Source organism: Kitasatospora sp. NE20-6 (genome assembly GCF_045862635.1).
Genome location: NZ_BPRL01000056.1, coordinates 1 through 20,243, shown reverse-complemented (window position 1 = coordinate 20,243; position 20,243 = coordinate 1). Strand labels below are relative to the sequence as shown.

The 20,243-nt window shown below is 71.1% G+C and carries 21 protein-coding genes; 11 read left to right on the top strand and 10 right to left on the bottom strand.

Annotated features, from left to right (window positions below):
* The first annotated feature begins 1 nt into the window (after position 1).
* Together SNE206_RS30490 and SNE206_RS30485 are read left to right on the top strand one after the other, a co-directional pair.
* Entirely contained in the window at positions 2-1,153 is a 1,152-nt protein-coding gene (locus SNE206_RS30490; protein WP_407916755.1) for a hypothetical protein, read from the top strand.
* Positions 1,150-2,013, top strand: coding sequence for a hypothetical protein (locus SNE206_RS30485; RefSeq protein ID WP_407916754.1), 864 nt, complete (start codon positions 1,150-1,152; stop codon positions 2,011-2,013). The genes SNE206_RS30490 and SNE206_RS30485 overlap by 4 nt, the downstream gene beginning before the upstream one ends.
* On the opposite strand, the gene SNE206_RS30480 is transcribed toward SNE206_RS30485, so the two are convergent.
* The gene (locus SNE206_RS30480) at positions 1,967-2,926 is read right to left on the bottom strand and encodes a hypothetical protein (protein WP_407916753.1); all 960 of its coding nucleotides are present in this window, start codon (positions 2,924-2,926) and stop codon (positions 1,967-1,969) included. The genes SNE206_RS30485 and SNE206_RS30480 overlap by 47 nt on opposite strands.
* A gap of 48 nt (positions 2,927-2,974) precedes the next feature.
* Here SNE206_RS30480 and SNE206_RS30475 point away from each other — a divergent pair, with 48 nt between their 5' ends.
* Positions 2,975-3,706 (top strand): hypothetical protein, encoded by a 732-nt coding sequence (locus tag SNE206_RS30475; protein ID WP_407916752.1) that lies wholly within the window; start codon positions 2,975-2,977, stop codon positions 3,704-3,706.
* Positions 3,707-3,993: 287 nt separating this feature from the next.
* On the opposite strand, the gene SNE206_RS30470 is transcribed toward SNE206_RS30475, so the two are convergent.
* The 3 genes from SNE206_RS30470 to nadC form a co-directional block, all read right to left on the bottom strand.
* Positions 3,994-4,287: a DUF1330 domain-containing protein gene (locus SNE206_RS30470; protein WP_407916751.1), complete on the bottom strand. Its 294-nt coding sequence runs from the start codon at positions 4,285-4,287 to the stop codon at positions 3,994-3,996.
* Positions 4,288-4,459: 172 nt separating this feature from the next.
* Positions 4,460-5,320 (bottom strand): PhzF family phenazine biosynthesis protein, encoded by an 861-nt coding sequence (locus SNE206_RS30465; protein ID WP_407916750.1) that lies wholly within the window; start codon positions 5,318-5,320, stop codon positions 4,460-4,462.
* Positions 5,308-6,201, bottom strand: coding sequence for a carboxylating nicotinate-nucleotide diphosphorylase (nadC, locus tag SNE206_RS30460; RefSeq protein WP_407916749.1), 894 nt, complete (start codon positions 6,199-6,201; stop codon positions 5,308-5,310). The genes SNE206_RS30465 and nadC overlap by 13 nt, the downstream gene beginning before the upstream one ends.
* Positions 6,202-6,645: 444 nt before the next feature.
* Here nadC and SNE206_RS30455 point away from each other — a divergent pair, with 444 nt between their 5' ends.
* Together SNE206_RS30455 and SNE206_RS30450 are read left to right on the top strand one after the other, a co-directional pair.
* The gene (locus tag SNE206_RS30455; RefSeq protein ID WP_407916748.1) at positions 6,646-7,014 is read left to right on the top strand and encodes a winged helix-turn-helix transcriptional regulator; all 369 of its coding nucleotides are present in this window, start codon (positions 6,646-6,648) and stop codon (positions 7,012-7,014) included.
* Between the two features lie 250 nt (positions 7,015-7,264).
* On the top strand, positions 7,265-7,666 hold the full coding sequence (locus SNE206_RS30450; RefSeq protein ID WP_407916776.1) for a hypothetical protein: 402 nt from the start codon (positions 7,265-7,267) through the stop codon (positions 7,664-7,666).
* 342 nt (positions 7,667-8,008) lie between these two features.
* On the opposite strand, the gene SNE206_RS30445 is transcribed toward SNE206_RS30450, so the two are convergent.
* A complete protein-coding gene (locus SNE206_RS30445; RefSeq protein ID WP_407916747.1) occupies positions 8,009-8,815 on the bottom strand; it encodes a nucleotidyltransferase in 807 nt (268 codons plus the stop codon).
* 318 nt (positions 8,816-9,133) lie between these two features.
* Here SNE206_RS30445 and SNE206_RS30440 point away from each other — a divergent pair, with 318 nt between their 5' ends.
* On the top strand, positions 9,134-10,072 hold the full coding sequence (locus SNE206_RS30440; protein ID WP_407916746.1) for a MerR family transcriptional regulator: 939 nt from the start codon (positions 9,134-9,136) through the stop codon (positions 10,070-10,072).
* Positions 10,073-10,134: 62 nt separating this feature from the next.
* Here the strand turns inward: SNE206_RS30440 and SNE206_RS30435 are convergent, their stop codons facing one another.
* The gene (locus SNE206_RS30435) at positions 10,135-10,368 is read right to left on the bottom strand and encodes a hypothetical protein (RefSeq protein ID WP_407916745.1); all 234 of its coding nucleotides are present in this window, start codon (positions 10,366-10,368) and stop codon (positions 10,135-10,137) included.
* Positions 10,369-11,224: 856 nt separating this feature from the next.
* On the opposite strand from SNE206_RS30435, the gene SNE206_RS30430 reads away from it, so the two are divergent.
* A complete protein-coding gene (locus SNE206_RS30430; RefSeq protein WP_407916744.1) occupies positions 11,225-12,631 on the top strand; it encodes a cytochrome P450 in 1,407 nt (468 codons plus the stop codon).
* 45 nt (positions 12,632-12,676) lie between these two features.
* Here the strand turns inward: SNE206_RS30430 and SNE206_RS30425 are convergent, their stop codons facing one another.
* The gene (locus tag SNE206_RS30425; protein WP_407916743.1) at positions 12,677-13,306 is read right to left on the bottom strand and encodes a TetR/AcrR family transcriptional regulator; all 630 of its coding nucleotides are present in this window, start codon (positions 13,304-13,306) and stop codon (positions 12,677-12,679) included.
* 193 nt (positions 13,307-13,499) lie between these two features.
* On the opposite strand from SNE206_RS30425, the gene SNE206_RS30420 reads away from it, so the two are divergent.
* Both SNE206_RS30420 and SNE206_RS30415 read left to right on the top strand, forming a co-directional pair.
* Positions 13,500-14,462: a zinc-binding dehydrogenase gene (locus SNE206_RS30420; protein WP_407916775.1), complete on the top strand. Its 963-nt coding sequence runs from the start codon at positions 13,500-13,502 to the stop codon at positions 14,460-14,462.
* Between the two features lie 275 nt (positions 14,463-14,737).
* Positions 14,738-15,106: a hypothetical protein gene (locus tag SNE206_RS30415; protein WP_407916742.1), complete on the top strand. Its 369-nt coding sequence runs from the start codon at positions 14,738-14,740 to the stop codon at positions 15,104-15,106.
* A gap of 580 nt (positions 15,107-15,686) precedes the next feature.
* Here SNE206_RS30415 and SNE206_RS30410 read toward each other — a convergent pair.
* The gene (locus SNE206_RS30410) at positions 15,687-15,854 is read right to left on the bottom strand and encodes a hypothetical protein (protein WP_407916741.1); all 168 of its coding nucleotides are present in this window, start codon (positions 15,852-15,854) and stop codon (positions 15,687-15,689) included.
* Positions 15,855-16,621: 767 nt separating this feature from the next.
* On the opposite strand from SNE206_RS30410, the gene SNE206_RS30405 reads away from it, so the two are divergent.
* Positions 16,622-17,536, top strand: coding sequence for a hypothetical protein (locus SNE206_RS30405; RefSeq protein WP_407916740.1), 915 nt, complete (start codon positions 16,622-16,624; stop codon positions 17,534-17,536).
* A gap of 72 nt (positions 17,537-17,608) precedes the next feature.
* Complete coding sequence (locus SNE206_RS30400; protein ID WP_407916774.1) at positions 17,609-18,871, top strand: DUF6357 family protein; 1,263 nt, start codon at positions 17,609-17,611, stop codon at positions 18,869-18,871.
* Positions 18,872-19,072: 201 nt separating this feature from the next.
* Here SNE206_RS30400 and SNE206_RS30395 read toward each other — a convergent pair whose 3' ends face one another.
* Both SNE206_RS30395 and SNE206_RS30390 read right to left on the bottom strand, forming a co-directional pair.
* Complete coding sequence (locus SNE206_RS30395; protein ID WP_407916739.1) at positions 19,073-19,870, bottom strand: maleylpyruvate isomerase family mycothiol-dependent enzyme; 798 nt, start codon at positions 19,868-19,870, stop codon at positions 19,073-19,075.
* 232 nt (positions 19,871-20,102) lie between these two features.
* The coding region (locus tag SNE206_RS30390) for a family 1 glycosylhydrolase (protein ID WP_407916773.1) at positions 20,103-20,243 on the bottom strand (141 nt) is incomplete at its 5' end.

The window sequence follows — 20,243 nt, the reverse complement described above, 5'->3', positions numbered from 1 at the left end:
GATGCATCTGGACGACGCCCGGCTGAGCGGGCTGCTGCGCGGCTACGCCGCCTTCGACGAGCGGGACCAGGGCCGGATCCTGGCGGCCGTCGTCAAGAACTACCGGCGCTGCGTCGGAACCGGTGACGCGCACCGGACGGCGCGGTGGGACGGCGCGGTACGCGAGCTGACCGCGGACCACCCCACGCTCGACCGGGCCGTCGACGTGGCGAGCAGGCTGAGCACGGGCACGGGCACGGGCACGGGCACGGGCACCGGCACCGGCACGGACACCGGTACGGGCGCCGCGGCGGTACGCCTCGGGCACGGGCCGTCCGCCCTCCTCGCCGATCTCGGTGCCGCGGTGGAAGGCCTGCCACCGGTGGCCGAACCACAGGTCGGGCTGGCCCTCGCCCTGCACCGCCGCGGGCTGTCGCCGCTGCTCGCCTACGCGTTCAACGCCTGGCAGACCGGCGGTGGCCCCGCGCCGTCCCCGCTCGCCTCGGGCCGTCGTCTCGCGGAACTCGCGGTCATGGGCCTGTACCGGCTTGCCGAGGCCCGGCCCGCGGTCCGTACCGGCCCCCTGATGGCGTCCGGCGCGGTCGCCGACCTCGTCCGGTCACCGGGCGACCGGGTGACGAAGCTGCCGCGCAACTTCGCGGCCCGTGCCGTGCTCCTCCCCGGGGAGTACAGGAACTTCCGCCGGCTCGCCCGCGCCGGCCTCGGCGACAGGATTCCCGGCGGGGTCCGCTTCACCACCGGTTCGGCCTCGCTGAGCCGTGCGTACGTGGAAGGGCAGGACGGCGAGGCCGTGCTGCGCTCCGGGCAGGCGCCGACGGCCGGTCAGCGGGCCGATCTGCGTGCGCTGTACGAACGGCTCCAGCGCGTCATGGCGGGGGACGGCCCCCTGCTGGACCTGCACCCGGGGAACTTCGTCTGGCATCGGGACAGTGCCCGCTGGATCCTGGTCGATCTCGGTCCGGTGCCCGTCATCGGCTCGGAGGAGTACCGTGAAAGCTCGTTCGAGACCTATTTCCGGCACACCTGGCTCGACCGGGTGAGGCGCGAACGGGCCGAGCCTGTCCGGTCCCTGGACTACGCGCTCGGCCCCTCGGCGCGGCCGGCCCCGGGGCGCCCGGTGACGGCCGACGGCGACGGCGACGGCCGCCGGTGACGGCCGACCGGTGGGGCGGACCACGCGCGGACCTGGAGCGAGGGACGACCCCGACGGCCTTCTACCTGCTCAAGCCCGACGCCCTCGTCGACGCCGAGGTCCCCCGGCGGGCGCGCGAACTGCTCCCCGGCCTGGAGGTCGTCGACGAACGGGACGTCACGCTCACCCCGGCCCAGGTGTCCGCGCTCTGGGCCGAGAACCGGTCCGAACTGCGCCCGATAGCCTCCTCGTTCCTCGGCCTGTATCTCGTCGGGCGGACGTCCCGGCTCGTCACGGTGCGGGGCGCGCAGGCGCTGGCAGGCGTGATAGGGCTCAAGCGGCGACTGCGCCGCGAGTACGGCCAGGGAGCGTTCGCGAACGTCGTCCACGCCCCCTCCGACCCGTGGGAGAACGAGGACCACGCCGCCGTTCTCGAAGGCCGCGAGCGTCCGCCCGGGCCGGGCACGCCCCCACGGGGGAACCCGCCGGCGTCCCCGCGGGTGGTGGCCCTCGGACCGGCCCGGGTCCTCCGCGAGGTCTCGGCCGTGTGGCGGCAGGCGCACGACGAGGGCTGGCCCTCCCTCGCGGTGTCCGCCCCCGACGCGCCGGCCGCCGTGTGGCTGGTCGCCGACGACGTGCACTCGATCGATTCGGCCGTGTCGGCGCTGTGGGACGCACTGCCGCAACTCGGCCTGCGCGCGGCGATAGCGATCGTGTGCGAGGCCGAGCGCACCGGTCGTGCCCTGGCGTGGGCGGGCGCCCCGGAGGCCGTGTCGCTCGCCGCGAAGGCGCTGCGCGCACGGCGGCTGCAGGTCGAGACCGCCGCCGCCGCGGCTACTCGACGACGAGGCCCAGCTCATGGCACGCCTCCTCCGCGGTGAGGTCCACCCGGGAGCGGGGCGCGAGCAGCGAGAGACCGTCGCGGAAGTTCACGGCCACGGTGAAAGGAAGGACGCGGTCGTCCGTCGGTCTGCCCGTGCACGCGTCCGTCGGCAAGCCCGGCACCCCCGTGGCGCCCGTTACCCGTACCGCGGCAAGGCTGGCCAGCACCGATGCCGTCCGGCAGGCCGCGCGGACGGCGGCCAGGGCCTTGTCCGGCTCGTGCAGGTCCGAGTAGAGCCTCCGCAGGGAGTCGGCGGCCAGCCGCTCCGCCGCGGCCAGGCCGGGGTGCGCGGCGAGCCGGCGCCACAGCAGGGCATCCCCCCAGTGGAGGTCCCCGGCTTCGTGGAGCAGGCAGTCGAGGGCCGCGTCGAGGGCGAGGGCCGCCGCCCGGACACCTATGTACGGGTCCGCGCAGGCCACCGCGCCCGCCGCGTCCTCGAGCATCCGCGCGACGAACAGGCCGTGCACGGACAGCCCGATGCGGCGGAACGCGTCACGGCTCAGGCCGCCGAGCACCGCGGCGCCCTCGGCGGTGCAGCGCACGACCGTGCCGGTGACGAGCCGTGAGGCGATCTTCCCGTACCGGGCGAACATCTCCGCCTGCCGGCGGTCCGCCCGCGTCAGCAGGTGCTCGCCCAGGTGCGTCACGACGTCCGCGACCAGGGCGTGCGGCAGTTCGCTGAGCTGGACGACCACCCCGTCGACCACGGCCTCGATCTCCTGGTCGCCGCGGGCCGCCGGGGTCAGTCCGGCATAGAGGTCCACGTCGGAGTACGCGTGGTAGTAGCCGGACACCCGGCCGCCGGAGGCGACGACGAAGGCGTAGGAGTCGTGGCGGCCGGGGTCGGGGAACCGCCGGAACGCGGCTTCGACGTACGGCCGGTGCTCGGGCCAGGACGGATGGTCGTCCATGCGGCTGCCGTCTCTGCTCGATCGGATGTCGAGCCTATACTGCACCCCGTGCAGCCTTCCCCGCTCGGGTCCTTCCTCTCCCGGTCGCGCTACCGGCTCCGCCGCGAGGTGCTCTACAACCGCTTCACCGCCTCGGGATACGCGCGTCTGCGGGCGGCCACCCGGCCCTATCTCGTCCGGCCCGACACCGCCCTGCTCATCGAGGGCTATCCGCGCTCGGCCAACACCTTCTGCGTCGTCGCGTTCCACATGGCGAACGGCACCGACCTGCGGCTCGCCCACCACCTGCACACGCCTGTCAACGTCGAACGGGCGGTGCGCTTCGGCGTCCCGGCCATCGTCCTCGTCCGGGATCCGCTCGCGGCGGTCGCCTCCCACATGGTGCGCTCGCCGTGGGTGCGGCCGGCGGACGGCCTCACGGGCTACACACGGTTCTACGAGCGGGTCCGCCGCCTCGCCGACAGCCTCGTCATAGCCGACCACGGCCGGGTGACCACCGACTTTGGAGGAGTCGTCGCGCAGGCCAACCGGCGCTTCGGCACGGATTTCGCCCTGTACCGGCCTTCCCCCGAGAACGACAGGGCCGCCATGGCCCGCATCGACGCGATCGAGCGTGCCGACAGCGGCGGCGCCCTCCGCCCGTCGCGGGTGCCGCGCCCGCACCCGGCGCGGCAGGCGCAGTTGAGGGAGGCCACCGCGCGGTTGCGCGATCCGCGCCTGCACGACCGGCTCGTCCGGGCCACAACCGTCTACGAGGACCTCACGCTGCCACCGGCATAGGCATAGGCATAGGCATGGGCGCGGGGGACAGGCCGCACGACCGCACACTGCTACTTCGACGACTCCGTCCTCGCCGACTCCCTGCCGCGCTTGCCACGGCCCCTTCGACCCGGTCCTGGCCGGAGGCCTCTTCGACCACCTCCGCACCGCTCTGCAACCTCGTCGAACGCACCCCCGCCGACGTCGAGGCCGACGTCCGTGCCGCCGCGCCACCGGGCCGCCGGGCCGCCGGGCCGGGGTGTTCCCCGCCGCCGGCTTCGGGTTCCTCCCTGACGCAGCCTCGGTCGTCAGCCGAGGCCTTCGGTGATGCGGAAGTCGCGCTCGACGCCGTCGGCGAGTACGGCCAGTGCCTCCTGGTAGGCCGCACTCGCGCGTGCGGCGACCGCCTGTTCGAAGCTGTCGAACTCGATCAGGATGGTGCGCCCGGCGATTCCGGCGTCATGGGCGACGACCCGGCCGTCGCGGGCGAGCGGCCGCCCGCCCGCGGCCCTGACGGCCGGGCCGGCCAGCCTGTCGTAGGCAGCCAGCTTCCCGGGGTCCGCGATGGTGCGGTAGACGCTGATCCAGTAGCCCTTGGCCACGGTACCTCCAGTGTTCGGAATGGATGATCAGAAACATGCCCGGATCCATGACCGGCGCGCCGCGGGGTCGGCGGGCCGACGGAGACGGCAGATGCCGCCAGAACTGGCCGGGCTCTCACAGGAGCAGTCGGACCCGCTGCGCACCGGCCCCCTCGCCTTGAGCGCGCAGGCCTCAGCGCATGGCCGTGCGCACGATCGCTGCCTGGCCGCCGACCCGGATCCGGTGTCCCGTGCGGTCGCGGTGGACAATCGCCGTGATGGTGGACGGGCTGCCGAGGTGGTCACCCATGTCGACAGCGAGGCGGTGCGTGCCGAACCCGGTGGCATGCGCTGCTGCCAGGCAGGCCGTGCTGTTGGCGTTGGCGATGTCCTCGGGGACACCGATCGACGGGGCGAACATCCGGGCTGCTGCTCGGCCGTGTCGGTCCGGGGGCGAGTAGACGTAGCAGCCCAGCAGACCGTAGCGGTCACAGGCTGCGCGCAACAGGGCAGAATCCGGCGTGAGTTCGGCCAGTGCGGCGCGGGACCGGACGGGCAGCAGAAGCCTGGGCCGCCCGTTCGACGCCACGCAGGCGTCGCCGGCGAGCGCGTCCTCCGTCAGTCCGAGGCCGCCTGCGACCGCGCTCAGTTCGGGTCCGCCGGCGCTCCGCAGGCTGACCGGGCCCGGGTCGAACGACGCCGTCAGGCCGTCACCGTTTCGGCTTGCCCGACCGTCGAAGCTGCGGTGGGCCGTACGCAGGACGGCGCGGTAGTCGTGGTCGCCGCCTTCCCGTTCGGCGAGCACGGCGAGGGCGGCGACGGTGCCGTGGCCGCAGGCGGGCAGTTCGTCCTGGGCGGTGAAGAACCGCAGTGTGTACGCGGGCCGACGACGCTCGATTCCGGTCGCGCGGAGGAAGACGGCGTGCGATGTTCCCAACTCCGCGGGAATGCGGCATCGTTCCTCGTCGGTGAACGGCGCATCATCCAGGACGGCGGTCGGGCTGCCACCCGCGCCGTCCCGCTGACACGCGTCGACGACCGCTACCTCGGACATGGCACCGGGCCGGTGGTCAGCAGCATGGTCAGGTCCAGTGCGGGCGCGCTGTGCGTCAACGCCCCGACCGAGATGAGGTCGACGCCCGTCCCGGCGACGGCGAGGACGGTGTCCAGGCGGATGGTGCCCGAAGCCTCCAGCAGGATCCGGGAAGCGTCGGGCCGCCCGGCCCGGAGCTTCACGACCTGCTCGATGTCGGCCACCGGCATGTTGTCGAGCATGATCCAGCGGGCTCCGGCGTCGAGGGCCTCGACGGCCTGTGCGACGGTCTGCACCTCGACATCGCTCTCCACGGTCTGCCCGGTGCGTGCCATCCCGCGCCTGACCGCCTCGATCGCGGCGGTCACCCCGCCCGCCGCGGCGATGTGGTTCTCCTTGAGCAGGACCATCGCCGCGAGATCGAGGCGGTGGTTGTGGCCGCCGCCGGCGGTGACCGCGTACTTGTCCAGGGCGCGCAGGCCCGGCGCCGTCTTGCGCGTGTCCAGGATGCGCGCCCCGGTCCCTGCCACGGCCTGGACGTAGCGGTCGGTCAGCGTCGCGATGCCGCACATGCGCTGCAGGAAGTTCAGCGCCGTGCGCTCCCCGGTGATCAGGCTGCGCGCCGAACCGGACAGGTGCACCAGGACCTGGCCGTCGGCCAGTCGGGCGCCGTCGGCGACGGCCGGCTCGACCCTGACCTCAGGGTCGACCTGCGCGAAGACCTCGGCGACCACGGGGAGGCCGGCGGCGATGCCGCTTTGCCGGGTGCGGATCTCGGCCGTGGCCGCCAGGTCCCCGGGAACGCTCCACACGGTGGTGATGTCCTTCCCCGACTCGTCCTCGACCAGGGCGGCAGCGGCGGCGGCCCGTGCTGCCGCCGAGGGAAACTCGGTCGTGGTCATCTGGTCTCCAGCTCTGGGTGGACGTCGGCTCGGTGGCGGCAACCGCTGACGGGGCAGCACTGAAGTTCCGCCGGGCCGGTTTGCAGGACCTGGTGGATCCTGCACTCGATCTCCCGCGTGCCGGTCACCCGTCCCCCCGCCACGAACAGGTTCCGGGTGAGCCGTCCGTGCGACTCGGCGCCGACGTCGCACCCGGGGCACCATGCGCATGCACCGGTCCTCCCAGCCGGCCTCGCCTCCGTCGACCCGGGCTTTCAGGAACGCCTCCCACCCAGGTCGGCCGGGCAGATGCCGCAACAGCCTCCTCCGCTTCGATTTCCGAAGCGGTTACGGATGCTAGCGTTTCGGAAATCGAAGCGTCAACCCTGGAGAGCTGGACACCCCGACATGGCAACACCCAGACCTGGCAACCCTGTTCGCGGCTCGACCACCGGCCGCCCCCTCATGGCCGCGCTCGATCTGTTCGGGCGGCGATGGAGCCTGCGCATCCTGTGGGAGCTTCGCGCGGATCCGCTTGGATTCCGCCCCCTGCAGAAGCGGTGCGACGACATGTCCTCCAGCGTGATGCGGCAGCGCCTGACCGAACTGCTGGATGCCCAGGTGATTCACCAACTGCCGGACAGCCGCTACGAACTCACCCCGCTGGGGCGGGAGGCGTGCCACGCCCTGAACCCCCTCGCCCACTGGGCGGAACGCTGGGCGGCCACGATCGACCCGCAAGGGGCGGACCACACCGACGACCGGTCCGCCGGCCGCATCCCACCTCCGGACACCGCGGGCGACGGGACGCCGGGGAGGGGCTCCGCGGACTGACACCCCGACTCGGACCGGAGGCGGGGCGGGACCGCCGGGGACAGGCGCGAAACTTCCGCCGATCCTTATGCCTCGGATTTCGAAGCGCACTTGGTCCGACTTCGATCAAGGGGGCGGCATGGCTCGGCAGAACACAGACACGGAACGCTCCACCATCCTGTCCTGGAGGGAACCAGGGCCGCCCTTCGCCTTCAAAGGGGAACTGACGGACAGAGCCATCACCGCTGGGGCACACCACCAGGAGGAACCAGTGCCACACCCGCAACCGCTCACCCCCGAGGAGGAACTCGCCGACGCGAAGAAGCGGCTGAACCTCCCGCTTATCGTCGCGATCTGCGGCTCCACCCGTTTCATGACCGAGATGGCCGAGGCCGATCTGCGGGAGACCGAAGCCGGAAAGATCGTCGTCAAGCCGGGTTGCGACATGAAGTCGCCGCACGAACTTCGGTCCGATCCTGTCGAGGCCGAGGCACTGAAGGTTCGACTCGACGATCTGCACCGAGCGAAGATCCGGCTCGCTGACGAGGTGCTCGTAGTCGGCGACTACGTCGGCGACAGCACCCGAGCCGAAATCGCCTACGCCCGGTCACTGGGCAAGCCCGTGCGGTTCACACACCCCGAAGTCGACCCCGAAGTCGACCCCGACGCCTGACCGCCCGCTCCCACCCTCCGCAGGCACCCCTTGGAATGGTCGTCCAGCCGTCGGCCGCCCGATGCGAAAGGCGGCCTCGTTCGCTCGCTCGTCCACCCGGGCGGGCGCACCGCGCCACGGGTCGCCTCGTCGACCTGAGACCGGAGTTTGCGGGCGTCCTCTTCCGATTCGGCATGGGTGCAGTTCGAAATGGGTGAGCCATTGGGTGGCTTGGTACGGGAATGTCCCAGTGGTCCCTCGGCGGCCGCGCTCTCCAACGGCCGTTCCGTGTCGAGGCTGTGCGTTGCTGCACTGCGCTGGACGTGACTGCGCTGGACGTGACGTCAGAGCTTGCCGCGGGACTCAGCTCCGCGGTGTCTTCTCTCCGTGGACGGTGGTGTACTCGTCTGCCAGCCAGGGCCCGAGGTCGTCGATGAGGATGCTGAGGATGGCCGGGTCTGCTGTCGGGGTTCGGGCTGTTGCCGCAGCGAGCCGCATCTGAGCGGCCCGCTCGGGGTAGTAGCCACCGAACACCTCGGCGGAGTCGGCGAGGTCGCTGGTCCAGCCACCCCAACGCGGCATGACCAGGGTGAAGCCGGTCCGCACGATTCGGCGGGCGACCCCACGGCTGAGTGCCCTGCGCTCTGCGTCCGAAGTGACAGCGGCCGCTTGTTCGTGCCAGCGCGGAAGTGCCAGGCCCAGATCGCCGTTGGTCTCGCAGGCGAGCAAGGGTGTGGGGCGGTAGCGGGGCAGGTCTTCTGCGAGGTCGTCCCCGAGCAACGGGGTGCACAGACAGGCGACGAACCAGCCGAGATCGTGGCGTTCGAGATCGCTCAGCAGCGTGCCCGTGCTGAAGAGGAGGATGCCGACTCCGTTGACTTGCGCGAAGTCGCTGTCGAGGGCGACTTCCAGGACGTCGGCGTCAGCCCGGTCGGTCGCGTTGGGCTCGTCGCGCAGGGCGAGCAACAGGTCGAGGTCGGAGACGGTGGGGATCGCGGTGCCGCGCGGGATGCTGCCGTAGAGGTAGGCGCTGTGCAGTCGGGTCCGGTCGAAGGTCTTGGTGATCCGCTCGCGGGCGGCATCGACCACCGGCACGAACTCCGTCGGCACGTGGCTCAAGGAGCCCTCACGTGCGATGAACCCGTCCTCGTCCAGTCCTTCGGCGGTCATGAGGGCACTCTGCCGTCCTCTCGACCCGTCGGCGAACGAATATCCCGGTCTGGAGGGTCGTGTTGCGGTGCGGAGCCCTGTCGACGGGCTTCCTGTTGGGGTGACTGCGTCAGCTTCAGGCCGCGAGGTGGAGTCTGTCCTGGTAGCGGGCCGGACCGGACCGCCGGCGGATCTGCCGCGTACCCTTCGAAGATCGCGTATGCGGGCATGTTCGTACTGGCGTGCACCAGCGGCGACCCCGAAGGGCTGGTGGGCGATGTGCCAGGCCGAAGTCCTCGGGCTTGAGTCTCCAGTAGGGGGAGGCGAGAGGGTGAGGGCATGGACGGCGACACGCTCTACTCGATCGGTGATCTGGCCCGGCGGACCGGGCTGACGGTCAAGGCCATTCGGTTCTACTCCGACTGCGGGATCGTGCCGCCGACCGACCGTAGCCCGGCCGGCTACCGCCTTTACGGCATCGAAGCCGTCGCACGCCTGGACCTCGTGCGGACGCTGCGTGACCTGGGACTGGACCTGCCCACGATCCGAAAGGTCGTGGACCGGGAGATCTCGCTTCCCGAGGTCGCCGCAGCGCACGCCGAAGCGCTGGCGGTGCAGATCAGCACCCTGCGCCTGCGGCGCGCGGTGCTGACGGCGGTGGCCAAGCGCGGGTCCACCCCTGAGGAGATGGATCTCATGCACAAGCTGGCCAAGCTCTCCGAAGACGAACGCCGACGTCTGATCGGCGAATTCCTCGACACCGCCTTCGGCGGCCTGGACGCCAATCCCGAATTCGTGGGGATCGTGCGGTCGATGACCCCCGAACTGCCCGACAGTCCCGAGGACGAGCAGGTCGAGGCGTGGGTGGAGTTGGCCGAGCTGTCCCAGGATCCGGATTTTCGCGCCGGCATGCGGCGCATGGCCGACCACTACGTGGCCGATCGTGCCCAGGACGGCACCGCGGGCCTGCGCCGCGATCCTGCCGCAACCGTCCGCGACAACGTCGACCCGGCCCTGGTGGCCGGCATCGACCCGGCCTCGCCCCAGGCCGATCCGGTCGTCGCGGCGGTCATGGCTCAGTACGCGCATGTTTTGGGCAGCCCCGACGGCGTCGGTCTTCGGCGTCGGCTGTTGACCCGGCTGGAGACCGTGAACGACCCTCGCCGGGAGCGGTACCTTCAGCTGCTCGCAGTGATCAACGGCTGGTCTGCCCCGGAAAGCCTGGCACGGGAGCTCGACTGGTTCATCCAGGCTTTGCGAGCCCGGACAACGGGGTAGCGGGCCGGTCGCGACGGAAAGGTATGCCCTCCGGGAGCCGATCGACAGGTACTGAGCATTGCTCAAGCAGCAGGGCCGCGCTGTCGGCTGCATGATCCGATGGTGGTGCTGCTGGCGGCGTCGAGCCCGGACAGGACCCGCCGGGCGCGTTCGTACTCGCTCCGCAGGCGGCCCTTCTCGGCCTTTCGGGTCGCGCCGGGACCGCCGGGGAAGACTTTGGCCTGGTCGGCGTGCCCGGCCCGGACGGGCCGGTGGCAGGGGTGGTGGGTGGCCTGCGGCAGCGGGCGGAGTCGCACATCCCGACGAGCGGACGGTCGGCGTTCGGGGTGCCGACGGGTTTCAAGCACAGGGCCCGGGAGGGGTCGGTGAACCAGCAGTAGTTCGCGGCGCCCGGGTGCAGGGTCTTGGCGCGCTCGGTCAGCAGGTTGAGCACGTCCCGGTCACCGGCCCGGACCCGTGGTGCCCCGGCCGCCTGGGCGGCGTCCGGGACGAGCTTGCCGTCGACGTGGGCGAAGAACTTGCTCAGATCGCGTGCTCCTGGTCCGGCGGGCATGATGCCGTCCTGACACAGCGTAGGTAATCCTGGTCGCGAGCAGACCGCCGGGCCGGTAGGCCATTTCGATGGCCAGCCGTCGTCCGCACCGCCAGGTTCACCCGCACCTCCCGCCCGGTCCCGGCGGACAACGCCCGCGCTGTCCGGTAGGTGAACGGCCCCGCCTGCGCGTAGCCCTCCGCCATCGCCCACCGGTAGAACCGCGGCAGCACGCTCATGTGCTGGCCCCAGGTGGTCGCCGCGAAGCGCTCCTTCACAGGCCCGGTCGCCCGGTACTCGGCACAGGCACCCAGCGCGGCCTTCAACCGGGCGCGGCTGTCGCAAGGCGCGTCCGGTCATGCGCGTGATCGCCCCACGGGCGTACGACCGGGTCGCCCGACGACGTCAAGATCCGGAAGAGGGGCCCCGGTTCGGTCGGCACCCGGTGCCCGGAAGTCTCCGACGGCATCCTGTCGACGGCCGGGGAACGCGGTTTGCCGTACGCGGCCGTGGTGAATCAGTTCGATGACGCCCCATGCCACCGCTCGACGATCCGCCAGGCCCGCCCCGTTACCCGTCCCCGTGCCGGCCCGACGGCCGGTCCCACCGAAGGAGCTTGCGTGATCCCGTCCCTCGTCCTGGACCCCACCGGCAGCAACCGCGACGCCGAGACCGCCGAACTGCACACCGCCACCGCCACCCCCGTCGACATCCTCGGCGTCCACGCGTGGGCCGTCGCCGACCCGGCCGTCCTCAAGTCCCTCCTCACGGACCCGAGGGTGTCCAAGGACGCCCATCAGCACTGGCCGCAGCTGCCCGCCGTGGCCGGCACCTGGCCCCTGATCCTGTGGGTCGCGGCGGAGAACATGTTCACCGCCTACGGGACGGACCACCGCCGTCTGCGCCGCCTGGTCAGCAGCGCCTTCACCGCCCGCCGCATCGAGGCTCTCCGGCCGAGGATCGAGGAGATCACCGACGCCCTGCTCGACGACCTCGCCACCACCCCCGCAGGAGAATCCGCCGACCTGCGCGAACGCCTCGCCTACCCGCTGCCCATCCAGGTGATCGGCCACCTCATGGGACTGCCCCAGCACCTGCAGCACCAGCTCCGCCCCATCGTCGACAGCGTCTTCGACACCACCCTCACCAGCGCCCAGGCCCAGGCCAACACCGCAGTGCTGTACAAGATGCTCGACGAGCTGATCGCCATCAGGCGCACCACCCCGGGCGACGACATGACCTCGCTGCTCATCGCCGCCCGCGACACGGAAGGCGATCAGAGCACCCTGACCGAGGAGGAACTGCGGGGCACCCTCCTGCTCGTCATATCCGCAGGCTACGAGACCACCGTCAACCTCCTCGACAACGCCCTCACCGCCCTGCTCGCCGACCCCGCCCAGCTCGCCCACGTCCGCACCGGCAGGGCCACCTGGAACGACATCGTCGAGGAGAGCCTGCGCCACAGCGCGCCCGTGGCCCACCTGCCCCTGCGCTACGCCATCGCCGACATCGAACTGCCCGGCGGCATCACCATCCCGAAGGGCGACGCGATCCTCGCCGCCTACGCGGCCGCCGGCCGCCACCCCGGCGTGCACGGCGGGAACGCCGGAACCTTCGACGCCCTGCGCGCCGTCAAGGAGCACCTCGCCTTCGGGCACGGCGTCCACTTCTGCCTCGGCGCACCGCTCGCCCGCATGGAAGTGGCGACCGCACTGCACCGCTTCTTCGACCGCTTCCCCCGGGCCGCCCTCGTCCCGGGCACCCGGCTGAAGCCGCTGGAGTCCCTGATCTCCAACGGCCACCAGGTGCTGCCCGTCGACCTCGGCACCCACGGGCCGGGTGACCGTACCCGTCCGGTCCGTGGTCACGGACCACCGGCAGACCGGCACCCCACCGGTCTGCCGGTACCGACCGCCTCACCACCGTTCCGAGGAGGAACGGTGATCAGCCCGATCCGGCACCGCCCGGGTGAGGAGGATCGGCACCTGCGGACGGACCGGGTCCGCGGAACGGCTCCGGACCACTGAACGGTGTCCACGCGCAGCGAGCCCTGCGGACCGTGCAGATCCCGGTCAGGCACCGGCCGATGCTGCGGATGCCGGTCGTGCCGCTGGTGGTAGCGGTGCGTGGTGAGGGCAGGCTTCGAACGCCTGGATCGCCAGCGCCGCGAAGCGTCGGGAGGCCATGACCCGGGTGGCGGTGGATGCGGCGTGGATCCCCTTGTTGGCCATGAGGACGAGGATGAGGTCGTCCAGAACGAAGTCGGGCCTCAGGTGTCCTGCGTCCTTGGCCCGCTGGGCCAGTCCGGCAACTGCTTTCACCGTGTACTCACGTCCCGCGACATCCGGCGCCCCCGGGAGGGTGGACAGGAAGGCTTCGGTGAAGCCCCGGTCGCGTGCGTGCAGTTCACAGATCTTCTCGATCACCAGGCAGAGGCCACGCCACGGATCAGGATCTGCGCACCCCTCGTCGACGATGGTGCGACATGCGTGCAGCTGGTCCGCGAAGGCTTCGGCGACCAGCACCTGCTTCGTCGGGAAGTGACGGTACAAGGTGGCAGGTCCCACCCCGGCACGCCGTGCGATCTCCCGCATCGGCACGTCCAGGCCCTCGGCCGAGAACAGCGCCCGGGCCGCGTCCTGGATGCGGTCGCGGTTGTCCATCGCGTCGGAACGCAGCTTGTGAGGCAAACGGTCGGTCACCGCTCTCACTTTACCCAAACGGACGGGGGCGTCCGTTACCGTCCGGCACGTGGAAGCCCGCCGAGATCACCGGGGCGCGCAGCACCGGGACCGGTCCTCGGCCGCGGTGCGAAGCCCCGTCCCGCCGGGCGGCGATCGGTGGCGGCTATGGAGCAGGACCGTGCTTGAGCGGTCCGGGAACGTGGAGGCGACGTTGAAGGCAATCGTGATCCGGACGTACGGAGGCCCTGAAGGGCTGGCCGTCGTCGACCTGCCGACACCCGTACCTGCTGCCGGTCAGGTGCTGATCGCCACCGAGGCGGTGGGCGTCGGTGGTGTCGACACCCTGATCCGAAGCGGGGCTCTGGCCGCCTACGGCTTCAAGGAGGGCCACGTCCCGGGTGGCGAGGTGGCGGGCACCGTGACCGCGGTCGGTGACGGCGTCGACGCGTCGTGGATCGGTCGGCGGGTGTGGGGCTTCACCGGCACGGGCGGAGGCTACGTCGAACAGGCCGTCGCGCCGGTCGAGGAGATCCTTCCGCTGCCCGGTGGCCTGTCCGCCGTCGACGCGGTGACGCTCGGCAGTTCCGGGGTGGTGGCCCACTTCGGGCTTCGCCACGCCCATGCCGCTCCCGGGGAGACGGTCCTGGTGCGTGGCGCGGCCGGCAGCATCGGGATCATGGCAGTGCAGCTCGCGGCGCGCGGCGGTGCCGCCGCGGTGGCGGTCACGACATCGTCGGCCGAGCGCGGCGAGCGGCTGCGCCGTCTCGGTGCGACCCACGTGCTGGACCGCTCCGGCGACGGGGGGAAAGAGGCTCCCGCGGGCTATGACGTCATCATCGACGTTGTGGCCGGTGAGGACATGCCGTCGTTCTTCGACAGGCTCAACCCGAACGGCCGCCTGGTGGCCGTGGGCGCTGTCGCAGGTCAGCCACCCGCGGACTTCGGCGCGAAGATCATGGCGGCGTTCCAGAAGTCGATGTCCTTCGCCGCTTTCAGTGCAGCCACCGTCCCCCGGGCCGACCGGCGTGCCGTGCGCGGCGAGCAGTTCGCCGCAGCCGGTCGCGGCGAGATCGAAACGGTGGTGCACGAGGTGCTGCCGCTGGACAAAGCCGTACTGGCGCACCGGAAGATGGCTGCGGGTGAGGTCTTCGGGAGGATCGTGCTGACACCGTAGCCGAAGGTGTCCGCGCCGGGATCACCACGATTCCTGCGCAGTCGAGGCGGAGCCGTCCGATGCCGGGGCGTGAGGACGGACCCGGACTCCTCACGACCGCGCTCTGCGTGAAGACCGGTGATCTGTCGAAGGGTTCGCCGCGGTTCAGGCCGTGGCGGTCAGCCGCGGGCATTTCAGCCGTGGGCATTGCGCCGCAGCTCGGCGATCCGAGGCGGCGACCCCCATGAACGGCAGGCTGCTGAGCCCGCGGCGTGGCCTGTCAGTACAGTCGCCTCATGGAGACTCCGATGCTGCGGGCGACTGAGTGGGACGGGACGTCGTGGGACGACCCGTCCGACGACCAGTTGCACGATCTGCTGGCCGACATGAGCTTGACCTGGCGTTTCGTCGTCGTCCAGCGACTCGACCTCGAACCCGCAGGCCAGCACTACATGCAGGTCCATCTCAACGACGACCTCAGCTACCAGGTCGAATACCGCGACGGTGGCCCGGACCGGCACTTCCACGCCCATGTGCCCCGCACACACGAGGTGTTCGCCGTGGAGCCGGTTGCCGAAGTGCTTCGGGACTGGGCCCGCGGCCGGCCGGGCTGGCGTGAAGCACTTCCCTGGGCTCCGTGGCCGCCCGTGGAACCGGTCCGATGAACCTTCTGCGGTGCGATGTCCGCTCCGCAGCCGTCGGAGCCACTCGTCGATGACGGCGACGGCGGCAGCGGATCCTGCGTCTGCGCAGGTGGTCGCGGTTGGCCCGGGATCCGCAGGCCTTGTCGGCCCGCACCCGGTCCGGTCCGCAAGGCGCCGCCCGTCATACCGCCTTCGGCTTGCGCCAGGCCGGCCGATCGGGCCACGGGCCGTCACCGCCCGGGGGCAGGCCTCGCCCTCCCGTTCTTGCCGTCCGAAGCCTTGGGTGATCTTTCATGTCCGCAGCGTGACAGTCTTCGGCTATGATGGGATCACGTCTGATTGACGTCGCATCACCTTCAGGGAGCCTGGATCTTCTTCGAGCTCCGATCCGGTGATCCGAAGGGGATCCGCCCTGCTCTTGAAGAACGGTTGCTGTTACGGTTGCGGGCGCAGGGGCCGATTTCAGCCCGCGTGCCGGTGTTCGGTGCAGGCGCGTCGGGTAGGTGGCCTGTCGGTATGGCAGAGGAGCCGCCCGGGTCTGCCGGCCAAGGTTCACCGGGCGACTGCCTCGTAGTCGCACCACGCGTGCCGGTCCGGGGCCCTACTGCAGGGTGCCCGGCCCGGTGCCGTACTTCGCGCAGATCAGCGTGCTGAGGACGGTGAGAGCCGTGGTCAGCAGCGTCGTCATCTCCGGCGTCAGCCGAAAGCGACGAGTGCGGCGGGTGGTGCGGGGCGCCGGCGTGCGGCGCCCCTTCTTGCGCTTCCTCACGAAAGCCTCCTGTGGTGACGCGACCGGGCTTGTGGCCCGGCCGCAGGGCCGACACTGCGCCGACCCGGCATGAGGGGCTGCGCAGGAGGTCCGTGAGGACAGCAGGCTTGAAGGCGACCGCGTCGGGCGTCACCCGGAGAGCGGTCACCGTCGACCATGTCGACCATTGAAGCACCTGTGCCGGACGCCTGTACGCACGGCCGGAGTTGACCGTCTGTCACATGGATCCTGGGGGGTTCCATTTGGCCTGATCAAGACCTTACTCACGGGTGAAGCGGTACAGGAGGCCGCGTCCGAACGCCAGGGTTCGCCATGGTCCGCACGATCGTGCGCTGCCATGCGCCACCTGCCGTCCCCGCGCTTGTGAGCTGCAGATCACCGCCCGCCCACTGCGATCGCGCAGCGATCTGCGGTCCTGCCGTACCGTCGACGATGCCCCGATGCCGTTGGGTGATCCGGCGTTGATCGGTGAACGTCTCGTCCTGGGGTGGCGCTCGTGAGCGTGAATCGGTCGATCTTGCCGGGCGGAAGTGCCTCGACTCCCCGTGCCTGATCGTGACGGAGCGTGGCCGGCGCACTCACGTGTCTGCCCCGTCGGCGCTCCGGTCGCTGTGGTCGACGTCGGTCCGAAGCCCCGCCTCCTGCGTTCGACCGTCGGCCTGCGCCGCGTGATCACCTTCCACTCCCGCCTCGCTGCCGCCCGGGAGTTCGGCGCCACGACGGCAGCCACCGTCGAACTGCTCCCGGACAAGGACCGCCCGGAGCGGGTGACCGCGCTCGCGGTCGCCGACAGTGACCGGCTCAAGGACCGCCGGGCGGCGTTCGCCACGTTCACGGCCACCACCACCGGCGAGCGGCCCGGAGAGGAGGGCGAGGGGCGCTGCATCATCTGCAACTCGCGTCTGCTGATGCGCGGGGGCGGGCCGACCTGCCGGTTCTCCTGGCTGGTCGTCGGCGATGAACGGCAGGTCCGTCCGCTCTGGTTCGACTACGCTGCCGGAGCCGGCACACGTGAACGAAGGACGCACATGGCTCGCCCCTACAAGCCCGGACCGAAACAGTTCGTCTTCGCTGTCGGTGACGGCAACGACCAGCAGGTCTCCGTGGTCGACCCTCAGGAAGCCTACGTGGCGTTCTCCGCGTTCTTCCGTGATCGGGATTCCGACACCTACACCATCAGTGATGAACCGTCGGGGCAGAGGCTGGTCCTCATGCCCGGGCAAGGCGTGATCTCCCGGATGAAAGATGCGGACCAGCCCCGGTCGGAGCACCTCCAGGTCGACAGGGGCAATCGCTACCTTCCGAGCGCGATGCTGTTCTTCGAGAACGGATATGCCGGCCTCGACCGCTTCGGCCAGTGGTTCTCCGATCCCGCCGACCTCGACGCGTCACCGGAGACTCGCGGTGCCGCCCGCGCCGCCACGATCACGACGGAAGCAGCGGCGATCGAAGAAGTCGCCCGGATCTGGGGAGATTCGGGCTACGTGGACCCGAGCGACCAGTACTACGTCTTCTTCGGATCGCACGGCGTCGACGACGACCGGGCCGACCGGGCCGAACTGCTCACGCTGATCGAGTTCCTCGGTCTCGAACGGGTCGACGCCCCGGCCGGGGCCGCCGGGGGCGAAGTCTGGGTGCGCACCGACCCACGCCTCGACGTCGAGTGTGCACGGTGGTCGTGAACAGATGCTGCGGGGTGGGGCTGCACCATCGCCGTGATGCCGGCCGGTGCCGTTCCGGGGAAGACTGAGCCCATGAGAGACATCGTTTTCACGCGCAGGAGCGGCTGGATCCCGAACGTGATCCGTGAGGACGGCGAGCTGAAGCTGATGCTCGGCGCCGGGGCCGACGCCAACCACGAGCCCCGCACGTTCACGTTCTCGATCGGCGAAGCCCATCTTGCGGTGATCCGGGAGGACCTGGCCAGGCACCTGCTGCTGTGGAGTGCTGCCCTTCCGCTGTGCGAGGCCGCCGGAACCCGGGGCCGGCTCGACGAGAGCGCTGCCGTCGCGCTCCTGGACCCGATACTCCTCGCCGCGCCCGCGGACGTCGACGCGCTCTTCCGGCGCATCCGGTGGGACAGGAGCCAACTCATCGCCCACGGGGCCGACATCGGTCTGCTCGAACGCGGTCAGGTATGCGCGGCGATGCGCGCGGCGACGGAGACGCCGAACGTGAAACGAGCCCAGGAGTACCACGCGGACCGCCGTCGCGCCGAGCGCGGAGCCGTACTCGGTCCACTCGACGCCGCGATCCTGAGGTACACGGGCCGGTACCTGCACGGCGCGACCGTTCCGAGGCGGATGCCCGATGCCGTCGACCCCGCGCTGCTGCCCGGGGTCATGCGGGTGATCGCCACTGCGGAGCAGGCGTGCGCCGGGATGCGGATCGGCCGCGATCCGCGGCGGGGAAACCGCGCCACGGACAAGCGCGACTGGGCTCGGATGGAGACGACGGTCGAAGCGGCCGTGCGCCGTGCACACCCCGGGCTCGTCGATGACGCGGTGCGCACCGTGAGCTTCCTGATGTGCTCGGAGGCCGCGGACCGCTCCAGGAGCACACCCATGGAGGATGACGAGGAGGCTGCCGGCCACCGCGCCGACTCCGGCGGGAGCGCGAGGAAGACGGTCCTGTTGTTCACCGACGACAAGGGCGCCGAGAAGAAGTGGCTACGGGAGGGTCCCCGCACTGCCGCCGCGGAGTTCTGGGAGTTCGTCGGCGACCGCTCTGCCGCGGACAACGAAGTGTTCACCATCGAGGACGAGGAGATGGGCGAAGGGATCCAGCTCCACTTCTACGCGGACTCCCTCGCCCGGATCACGACGCTGCGCGAGGGTGAAGGCGGGTCGGATCCGGAGTACCGGGTCGAGTACAGCCTGGTCGACGGGATCGGCGGGTACCGGAACCTGGTGAGCGCCTTCGTCCGCGGAGGCTGCGCCGCACTCGAACAGCACGGTCCCTGGATGTCGGACGTCGCCGAGTTCGAGCGCGCGCGTCGGCGGCGCGACGCCCGGTAGTCCCAGCGGCGGCCCGCGCACGCGCCGTCGGGAGAACCTGCGAAGAGCGGGTGCGGGAGCCCGCGCACCGGGCGTTGTCCGACCTCACGAATCGCCGGAGCCGTCCGGCCGCACGAAGCCGCCGGCCGGCCCGGCACCGGTCCGACCGGGGCGGTCGAGCTCCGATGGCACAGGACACCCTGAACCCGCCCCCGCTGCGTCCTACCCCTCCGGCTCCCAGGCACGGAGCAGGTCGAGCAGCCCTGCGTCTCCGTCAACGCGCAAGGATTCGGCCTTGATACGGTCGTACAAGTAGAGGACCACCTCACTGGCCGTGCCATGGACGGAGGCGCCGGCTGCGTCCGGGTCCTCGCCGGTCGTGGCAGCGGGCGCGGGGATGCGGGTGGAGCGTGCGCCGTCGCCGTCGACCGTGAGGCGCCAGGAGCGGCCCTCGGCGGTGTGGAAGTCGAAGGCCGTGGGCTTGTGCGGCCAGGCGCTCTGCGTTGCGCAGACGGTGAACAGGAACTCCTCCACACCGTCGAGTGCCACCTCGACCGGCAGCTGCTGCGGGGCGCCCCCGGCGAGCTGGGCGTCGTACGTGTGCACCGCGGTCTCCTGGACCCGGTGCCGGGCGATGCCGCCGGAGGTTTGCGGCGACTGCGACGCAGGCCACCACGTCCAGCAGCCGCTCTCCGGTCCTGCCTCGCGCAGGGCGCTCAGCAGAAGCTGCGTCGACGCGGCCAGCCAGGTCAGCAGGGCCTCACGCTCCCGCGGCAGTTCCAGAGCGGCGCGCGCAGCGGCGGCCTCGGCCGGGGGAGCGTCGGCAGGCCCCGCGCCGACGATGGCGGCCCAGAAACGGTCTCCCCCACCCAGGTGCTTCACCAGATCGAACAGCGTCCACCCGGGGCAGGTCGGCACCTGCGCGTCGAGACCGGGCGCGGCGGCGACCGCGGCGCGGAAGGCGGTCGACCGTTCATCGATCAGTCGCAGCAGGTCGGGGAACTCAAGATTCTTTTCCACGCCGAATGTCTATCACCGTGCTCCGGTGATCGGACAGCGATTTTCACGGTCGCCGCCGCCCTTGCGGACGTCGTCCTCGTCCACGTGAACGAAGCCGTGAAACCGCTGGTCACAGCTGCACCACGCAGTCCTCGGCAGAGCCGGTGCGGTTCGCTGGTGCTCGCCCCGGGCACTGCCCTGACGCCGGCGGGGCCGTCCCGGTCCGGCGTCAGGGCAGTGCGGTGACGTTCCGTCATCGCTTCGGCGCGATGCCGTGGTCGAGGCTGTTGGTGCGGATGGCCTCGGAGTACCAGCGGGCGCTGGTCTTGGGGGTGCGGACCAGGGTGTCGTAGTCGACGTGGACGAGGCCGAAGCGCTTCTCGTAGCCGTAGGC